Genomic DNA, 8,480 nt, shown 5'->3' on the forward strand with positions numbered 1-8,480 from the left:
ATCTTTAATTCTGATGTTTTTTTAATTTTCTACAGCCTCTTTTTTACGTTCGTTGATGATGTCAGCCAGTTCTTTTTCGTGCGTTTTAAACTTGTCTGACTTAAAATCAGAATAGTTCATCTGTTTGAACTGGTTTATCATACGTTTGAAAAAGTCGGATACCTCTTCGAAGTTTGAAAAAGCAAATTCAGTATCTACCACATTAAGCACTTTTTCAAGCATGTATTTTTGGCGTTCCAATGGAGTGGAACAATCAATATCATCAAATGCATCTTGCTGAAGAATAACAAAATCGATAAGTTCTGATCGCCAAAAACGCATATGAAACTCGATTGGCACACCATCATCACCCAGGATGTTGATTTGTTCCATAGCTTCTTTTCCGCCCAGCAATATATCTTTGGTTCTTATAACTTCGCTGTACCAATCATCTCCCATTGTTTCCTCCAGTGTTTTTTTCACTTCGTCGTATTCCAGGTATTTGGAATAGCTATCGATTGGGTCAATGGCGGGGTAACGCTTACTGTCGGCTCGTGCTTGTTCAAGTCCGTAAAAGCAGCGTGCTGCTTTACGTGTACTTTCTGTAACAGGCTCTTTCAGGTTACCACCAGCGGGGGAAACAGTACCTATAAAAGTAATAGACCCGTGTTCTTTATTGTTAAGGTACACGTAACCTGCTCTTGCATAAAAGTTGGAAATAACGGCCGAAAGGTCCATTGGGAATGCATCGGGTCCGGGAAGTTCTTCGAGTCGGTTGGACATTTCCCTGAGTGCCTGTGCCCAGCGTGATGTGGAGTCGGCCATCATTAACACTCCGAGTCCCATTGAGCGATAATATTCGCTGAGGGTCATGGCGGTATAAACGGAAGCTTCGCGTGCTGCAACCGGCATGTTAGAGGTATTGGCAATAATTGTTGTACGTTCAATTAGTTTTCGTCCGGTACGCGGGTCGTCGAGTTCGGGAAACTCTTTAAAAATTTCCACGACCTCATTGGCGCGCTCTCCGCAAGCTGCAATAACTACAATATCAGCTTTGGCTTGTTTGGAAATAGCGTGCTGCAGTACGGTTTTTCCTGTTCCAAAAGGCCCGGGAATAAATCCTGTACCACCTTCTGTAATCGGGTTTAATGTATCTATACAGCGTACCCCGGTTTCCAATAGTTTGAAAGGTCTTGGTTTTTCGGAAAATGCTTTGATGGGCATTTTTACGGGCCACTTTTGAACCATATTGACAGAAATTTCTTCTCCATCTTTGGTTTCTATGGTGGCAATTTGGTCATCGACCTTGTAGTTGCCTTTATCTACCACCGATTTCACAGTGTAGGTTCCATTCAGTTTAAATGGCACCATGATCTTGTGTGGCATTCCGTTCTCGGTAACTTCGCCGAGCCAGTCGCCGGCTTTGACCTCATCGCCTTTTTTTGCCAGCGGCTTAAAGTCCCACTCTTTTTCGCGGTTCAACGGGTCCGTATAGTCTCCCCTTTTTAGGAATACGCCGTCCATTTTATCGAGGTCGTTCTGCAACCCATCGTAGTTGCGGGAAAGTATTCCGGGGCCCAGTGTTACTTCGAGCATGTGTCCTTCAAATTCTACTTTACTCCCGGGCCTTATGCCCCTTGTGCTCTCAAAAACCTGGACAAATGCCTTTATACCATTTACTTTGATTACCTCCGCCATAAGGGTTTCTTCGCGGTGTTTGATAAAGCAAATTTCATTTTGGCCCACCGGCCCATTGACCTCTACAATAACCAGGTTGGCTATTATGCCAGCTACAGTTCCGGTTGTTTTATCTTTTCTTTCCATAGGTTAATGTATATTCTTCGGGAAATTTAAATTCTGATTTTATTTCGTCAAATATTTTTTCGAACATTTCTTTACCTTTTTCTTCATCGAGTTCGTACCAGCGTTCTACGATGAATAACTTCTGCAAAAAGGCAATTACTTTTTCCACGGTAAAATAATTGAAAAAGGTAAGATCTTCGAGATATTTCCATTTATGCATATCAAGCCGGCGCTCGCGCTCTGTGATATTATCTATTTCGAATATTTGTATAATATCATCTACATAATCAATGCTTGATGACAGCCCAAAATCACCTGCCTGACTTTTGCGAAGCGCCTCTACAACCTCATCGTTGCCAATTAAGTTATCTTCAATGGCAATTTCAAATTTCCGACCATTGAGGGCGGTAATTATGTTGGATACATTTCTTTGATAATTTGCCATTTTCACAACAAACTCATTGTCGGAAGTTTCCAAAAACTCATAATATTTTGCAGACAATATTCTGGATGCTGTTACGACGTCTACAGGTGCCTCGTCGCTGTGCATTTGCTGCAAAAAGTCCTGAAAATAACCCGGATACTCATCGAGTCTGATGGTATCAAATTGTTTTTTGTCGGTAATTTGATTGATTGCTTCTTTGGTGTAATTTCCCCGATCATCCCACTTTTCCTGTTCACCAAAAAATGTATCCAGTATATTATTGTGGTCAAAAGGCAAATAGAAGAGTTGAACTAACTCAAAATCGTTTGTAGTAAGATTCTTTATGAGTTGTTCTCTTAGCGTAACACTGGTGAAACTGATTTTCCTGTCGTCCGGACTAAGTTCAGGCAAACCGGATATAAGGTAGTAGTAATTTGTAGACATAATGATTAATCTTCAAATAGTAACTTCCTGGTTTTAGGACGCAAATAAGTTTGAAAGAAATTGTTGAAATCTTGTTCTGTAAAACTTATCACATAACTTCCATCTGAAGGTCCGATTTTAAAACCAGCTTTTACCTCATTTGAAAAACTTATTTGCACCTCTTTATTCAATTGATTGGCCAACTCATTTTTAAAATAGGTTTCTAACTCTTTTTTATCAGCTTCAGGCAAGATTACACTGATATCGCCTTCTTTCTTATTGACCCATCCCTCTACTACTTTTTGAATAAGGCCTCCAAGATATTTTTTATCAGAAAACAGCTCTTTTGCCGTTGGCTGAATGGCTTGCATAGTAACGAGATTTGCAACATCTTGCTTTAATGCTGCTACTGCCTGGTCTATGGCCATTTTCATTTCTGACTCCATGTGCTTTTTGGTCTCCTCAGCTTCTTTTTGGGCATCTGCTTTTGCTTTTTCGGCATCTTCTTTGGCCTTTTTTTCTATAGCTGCTGCCTTTTCTTTGGCTTCTTTCAGGATTGCCTCCGCTTCTTCGTTAGCTTTTTGGACACCTTCGTTATAAACTTTATCGGTGAGGTCTTGCAGTTTAGTGGTCATAATTTACATGTTTAAATACAAACAATATCCTATGTGTCAATTATATTAAAAAATCGAAGCAAATATAGTAATTCTTCATGAGGCGAATATTATTCTGCCAAAATAATTTCCCGCTTATAATGTTTTAAAACAGCTGTTTTCATCCGTTTATAATTTTGATTTTAGTTGTCGGATGGAACCTCCTTCGACCGATTCTCAGCATTTTACTTGTATTTCTTTGAATAATCATGGTCGTGTGTGTTAAAAGTCTTGTCATGGAGGTTTCATCCGTTTAAAATTAATTTTTATTTGTCATCCGATAGCTATCGGATAGCCTGCCCCGCAGAAGGCGGGGGAGCTCGCCATGATGAATCAAATGCCCGCCACATGGTGTTTTAGTTTCGCTATAATCATGCGAGTGTGTGTCTAAATTTTTGTCATGGCTCGGTTCATAACTCTAAAGCATTTCAGATGATTCGAAATAATGCACGAGGGGGTGAATATACCAATTCCTTACTAATAAAAAAATTCACCTATTTTGTTATTTATATTTTTAGATAAATTATCCCGAATTTTTATTTAGATTATTTCTAATCTGCACGTATAAAAAGTCGGGAAATTACACGAATTACTGACGAACAGGGTATATTTTTCTCTCTCGATAGAAGCGAAAAACCAGATTCTGTTTATAGTAAAATATTTCTGCAAAGAAGAACTTTAAATCAATCGTTTTGTTTAACATTTAAACAAAACCATTAAACAAAATGATAAAATTCAGCAAACATTCAGGTATATATTCTTTGGAGGCTTTGCAAATACTTAATACAAGTTTGGAACAAGCATGGGAGTTACTTTCTGACCCCGGAAATCTTGAAAAAATCACCCCGCCGGAAATGAATTTTACCATAACTTCCGAAGGTGATGAACCCATGTATGCCGGACAAATAATTACGTATAAAGTCACACCTTTCCCGGGTATTCGGTCAAATTGGATTACGGAAATAACCCATGTTCGTCAAAAGGAATATTTTGTTGATGAGCAAAGGTTTGGTCCTTATAAAATGTGGCATCACGAGCATCGAATCATTGAACACGAAAACGGGGTGCTCATGAAAGATCGCATTAGTTACAAGTTACCTTTTGGCTTTTTAGGTGCAATAACGCATCCTTTTATTGTAAAACCACAACTACAGAAAATCTTTCGGCACCGGGAGAAAGTGCTGGCTGAAATGTTTAACCAATAGCTATCTTGTGTAACCGTAGCCCTTTATTATGGGCTTCAATAAATACTCCAGTCCGTTGAGTTTTATCTCATACATGGTTTGCAGCATCATTCCAAGTTTGCCTTCAGGAAATCCTTTTTGGTGAAACCACACAAGGTAGGGTTCGGGAATTTGATAAAGATACCAGCCTTTATACTTACCAAATGGCATTTTTGTACGTACAAGCTCTTCAAGAAAATGTTTTTGCATGTTTATGCTGTTAGAATGATGTTTTTACCCAGGCTATGTCCTTTTTGTGCATATTCGTGGGCCTTTTGAATATGTTCAAGGTCAAATTGTTTATCAATATGTACTTTCAACTCACCTTGCATATACCATTCTACTATTTGCTGTAAGTCCTGCGGTTTATGTTTCATCAACAGGGTTTTCGCTTTTTTACCCTTTGTAAAAAGCTGAAGAGCTTTGTGCCATAAAATGCTGGGCCGGGGCAAAGTGTTGACATATCGGCCACCGTGATTGAGCAAGTGCCTGACTTTTGGAAAAGCATATATTCCGGCAGCGTCAAAGAATACATCAACTTTGTCTGGCAGCTCGAGCAGGTTTGTTCCTTTATAATCAATGAATTTATCTACACCCAGACTTTTTACAAACGCTTCATTCTTGCCGCTACTCACACCAATTACATGAGCGCCCAATATTTTCCCAATTTGCACGGCCACATGACCCACACCTCCACTGGCACCATTTACCAGTAAAGTTTCACCGGGTTTCAGATTGGCTTTATCGCGCAAAGCTTGTAAACTGGTCATTGCTACCATAGGCATAGCGGCTGCCTGCTCTTTATCAAGTTCTTTCGGTCTTTTTACAAAACATTTTTCTGAACCTTGCACATACTCACCATAAGCACCTCCGTATTTATTATCCAACACTCCAAGCACCTCATCGTTAGGAGCAAACTGCTTTGTTTTTTCACCACAAGCCATTACTGTTCCGGCCACATCATAACCGAGTGTAATTGGAAATGGAGCACCCAGTAGAAATTTGTGGTTGCCTTTGCGCTGCTTCCAGTCAATTGGATTAACAGAAACAGCGTGGACCTTAATAAGTAACTGGCTGGGTTTAATTGAAGGTAAGGCAGACTCCACAATTACAAATACTTCTGGTCCTCCAAAATTATTAATTAGGGCGAATTTTGCTTTTTCCGGTATATTGTTCATAGTAAATGGTTTTCTTCTGCAAAACTAATCATAAACTGAACTGGATGTTTAAAAACTCCTGAATAAATATTTCTTTCAACTCAATTCCACCCCGCGGAAACAGGTATTTGTTGTATTTTTGCCGCTCACCAAAACACTTAAAAATGGAACAAAAATTATTCGCAAAATCACCCAAAACAATTTACTTCAAAAACTGGAGTCGTAAGGGGTACGGAGTGTTTCAAACCCAGGGAAAGCAAATTGCTATTGCCACAATGGTGATGGCCAGTTCGCTTACTTTTGAGACAAAAACAGCCAGTGCCCAGATTGACTCTGCAGTTAATGAGCAAATTTATGAGCTCGATGAAGTGATTGTAAGTGGTGAACAGGAACCTGTAGCTTTCTCAAAAATGGCGAGAATAGTTACAGTAATTAATCAAAAAGAGATATCGGCTGCACCGGTAAATGACCTGAATGAACTGCTTGAATATGCAGTGAGTTTAGATATCAAGCAACGCGGCCAGCATGGCATTCAGGCAGATGTGGCTATGCGGGGCGGCACTTTCGACCAAACCCTGGTATTGCTTAACGGGGTAAACATCACGGACCCCCAAACCGGCCACCACAACCTTAACCTTCCTCTCAGCCTCAACAGTATCGACAGAATTGAAATTTTAGAAGGACCTGCATCCAGAATTTTTGGCGTAAATGCCTATAACGGGGCCATCAATATTATTACCAACACCAGGACCAAAAATACAATAGAACTGGAAGCCAAAGCGGGGCAGTATCATTATTTAGAACAAAATACCAGTATTAATTACAAAGCCGGCAAAACAACACACTTTTTCTCAGCGGGTCATAAAAAAAGTGATGGTTACCTGCCTCAAAAAAAAGTAAATAATACAGATTTTAGTACTTCAAGTTTGTTTTATCATGGTAAGTGGAAACATAAAGCAAATAAACTATCCATACAATCAGGGTACAACACAAAGGCTTTCGGAGCGAACAGTTTCTACACTCCGGCATACCCTGAGCAGTTTGAAGCCACAAAAACCTTTTTCAGCAGCCTGCGTTACAGCCTGAAAAAAGAAAACATCCAGCTGAAGCCAGTCATTTATTACCGAAAACATCATGACAGATTTGAACTTTTCCGCGACACAGCACCGGAATGGTATACTACACACAATTACCACATGACTGATGTAGCAGGAGGGCAAATACCTGTTTTATTTCAAACCCGGTATGGCGATATTGCCGCAAACTTCAATGTGCGTTACGCCCATATATATAGCAATGTTCTGGGTAAGCCCATGGCTGGAAGCAAACCTGTTCCCGGTGAAAATGCTGAATTTAACCACCAGGACGAACGCTTTCATACCGGTGGACAAATCACCTACACGCTGGACCTGGAAAAAATGCATCTCGCAGCCGGTGTCATGACCTCCTACTACAACATTTTAAACAGAATGCGCACATACCCCGGTGTTGAAATCAGTTATGAGCTTTTCCGCCATTTTAGGCTGTTTGCATCTTACAATGAAGCCTTGCGTTTGCCCACATTCACTGATTTATATTATTCGGGGCCCACCAACATTGGAAACCCGGATTTAAAACCTGAGGAGTCGGCAACAATTGAAGCAGGTGCAAAATATGTCAATACTGTTTTGAGTTTTCAGGGGGCGCTCTATTTACGTAAGGGCAATAATACCATTGAATGGGTCAAATCTATTGAGGCACAAGCAGGTGACCCATGGCAAACTCAAAACCTGACAAATACAACAACCACGGGAGTTGATTTAGCTGCAAAATTGTATCTGAAAAAACTATGGACAGCAAGCCCGGCTTCATTTTTTGAAATTAACTATGCCTATACTGACGTTAATGCCTCTGCCCGGCAAGTTAAAACAAAATATGTGGCAGATAACCTCAAACATAAGATTACCATAAGACTTAAACATAGGTTATACAAAAAGTTCAGCGCAAGTTGGGGTATCCGTTACCAGGACAGGAATGGCACTTACAAAGCTTATGAAAATGGTAATTACAACGCAGCTATACCTTTTAAACCCTTCTGGCTTGTAAACTTAAAAGTATCATACAAGCACAATCAATGGCAGTTTTACAGCAGTATTTCAAACCTACTGAATAAAAACTATTTTGATATAGCCAATATTCCACAGCCCGGCCGTTGGATAATAATGGGCGCAAACTTTAAAATAAACTACTAAAAAGAAATCCCGGTAGCAGCATAGCCACTATCGGGATTTCCTTTTCTATATTATTATTTTATACCATGTCAATCCTCCTGTTTTGTGCATGAAAACGACATATGGTAAAATAGATATTGATTATTAGTAACTTAACTTTTATATCTTTCTATTTTGGGTGTCTCGTTCTATTTCGTTCAATATAATTAGACTGTGTTACATAAATACAGGCATTTCTCTGATGATTGATTTCTTTTATCCTTTTCCTTGATGAAAAGGATCAAAACCTGTCCGACAATTGGCGGAAATCAAGACCAAATTACGCTTCACCCCGCTCTGTTCAATGAATTAAATGGTAAATAAAAACTGGACAAGCCTCTTTTATACCATTTATATTCATTGAACATTCACTCCGACACTGGCCCGCCAATTTGGTCTGGCCAACCCGCTTTGGGTCTCATGTTCGATCAGCAGTAAAAAGGTTGCCAGCTAGCCGCATGAAGAAAAATGCGTTAAGAACCGAGCCATGACATGATCCTTACACATACAGCAATAATTGCAAGGTACATACACATAACTTACAAACAAGATTTAACCGGTTCATGGCG

At 39.7% G+C, this 8,480-nt stretch carries 7 protein-coding genes; 2 read left to right on the forward strand and 5 right to left on the reverse strand.

Going from position 1 to position 8,480, the window contains the following annotated elements:
• Window positions 1–21: 21 nt before the first annotated feature.
• The 3 genes from ACTB0Y_RS15705 to ACTB0Y_RS15715 are packed head-to-tail and all read right to left on the reverse strand — an operon-like array spanning window position 22 to window position 3,264.
• Window positions 22–1,803, reverse strand: coding sequence for a V-type ATP synthase subunit A (locus tag ACTB0Y_RS15705; protein ID WP_463207782.1), 1,782 nt, complete (start codon window positions 1,801–1,803; stop codon window positions 22–24).
• Window positions 1,787–2,650 carry a DUF2764 family protein gene (locus ACTB0Y_RS15710; RefSeq protein ID WP_463207783.1) on the reverse strand — a complete coding sequence of 288 codons (864 nt, stop codon included), beginning with the start codon at window positions 2,648–2,650 and terminating at the stop codon, window positions 1,787–1,789. The genes ACTB0Y_RS15705 and ACTB0Y_RS15710 overlap by 17 nt, the downstream gene beginning before the upstream one ends.
• 5 nt (window positions 2,651–2,655) lie before the next feature.
• Complete coding sequence (locus ACTB0Y_RS15715; RefSeq protein WP_463207784.1) at window positions 2,656–3,264, reverse strand: V-type ATP synthase subunit E family protein; 609 nt, start codon at window positions 3,262–3,264, stop codon at window positions 2,656–2,658.
• Window positions 3,265–4,007: 743 nt separating this feature from the next.
• On the opposite strand from ACTB0Y_RS15715, the gene ACTB0Y_RS15720 reads away from it, so the two are divergent.
• On the forward strand, window positions 4,008–4,487 hold the full coding sequence (locus tag ACTB0Y_RS15720) for an SRPBCC family protein (protein WP_463207785.1): 480 nt from the start codon (window positions 4,008–4,010) through the stop codon (window positions 4,485–4,487).
• Here the strand turns inward: ACTB0Y_RS15720 and ACTB0Y_RS15725 are convergent, their stop codons facing one another.
• Together ACTB0Y_RS15725 and ACTB0Y_RS15730 are read right to left on the reverse strand one after the other, a co-directional pair.
• Window positions 4,488–4,715, reverse strand: a complete 228-nt coding sequence (locus ACTB0Y_RS15725; protein ID WP_463207786.1) for a DUF3820 family protein — start codon at window positions 4,713–4,715, stop codon at window positions 4,488–4,490.
• A 2-nt stretch (window positions 4,716–4,717) separates the two neighbouring features.
• Window positions 4,718–5,683: an NAD(P)-dependent alcohol dehydrogenase gene (locus tag ACTB0Y_RS15730; protein WP_463207787.1), complete on the reverse strand. Its 966-nt coding sequence runs from the start codon at window positions 5,681–5,683 to the stop codon at window positions 4,718–4,720.
• A gap of 143 nt (window positions 5,684–5,826) precedes the next feature.
• On the opposite strand from ACTB0Y_RS15730, the gene ACTB0Y_RS15735 reads away from it, so the two are divergent.
• Complete coding sequence (locus tag ACTB0Y_RS15735; protein ID WP_463207788.1) at window positions 5,827–7,893, forward strand: TonB-dependent receptor plug domain-containing protein; 2,067 nt, start codon at window positions 5,827–5,829, stop codon at window positions 7,891–7,893.
• Window positions 7,894–8,480 lie beyond the last annotated feature (587 nt).

Source organism: Salinivirga sp., from assembly GCF_055145285.1.

Coding starts and splice junctions, on each gene's coding strand:
- ACTB0Y_RS15705 (WP_463207782.1), bottom strand. CDS start 1,803: ATGGAAAGAAAAGATAAAACAACCGGAACTGTAGCTGGCATAATAGCC.
- ACTB0Y_RS15710 (WP_463207783.1), bottom strand. CDS start 2,650: ATGTCTACAAATTACTACTACCTTATATCCGGTTTGCCTGAACTTAGT.
- ACTB0Y_RS15715 (WP_463207784.1), bottom strand. CDS start 3,264: ATGACCACTAAACTGCAAGACCTCACCGATAAAGTTTATAACGAAGGT.
- ACTB0Y_RS15720 (WP_463207785.1), top strand. CDS start 4,008: ATGATAAAATTCAGCAAACATTCAGGTATATATTCTTTGGAGGCTTTG.
- ACTB0Y_RS15725 (WP_463207786.1), bottom strand. CDS start 4,715: ATGCAAAAACATTTTCTTGAAGAGCTTGTACGTACAAAAATGCCATTT.
- ACTB0Y_RS15730 (WP_463207787.1), bottom strand. CDS start 5,683: ATGAACAATATACCGGAAAAAGCAAAATTCGCCCTAATTAATAATTTT.
- ACTB0Y_RS15735 (WP_463207788.1), top strand. CDS start 5,827: ATGGAACAAAAATTATTCGCAAAATCACCCAAAACAATTTACTTCAAA.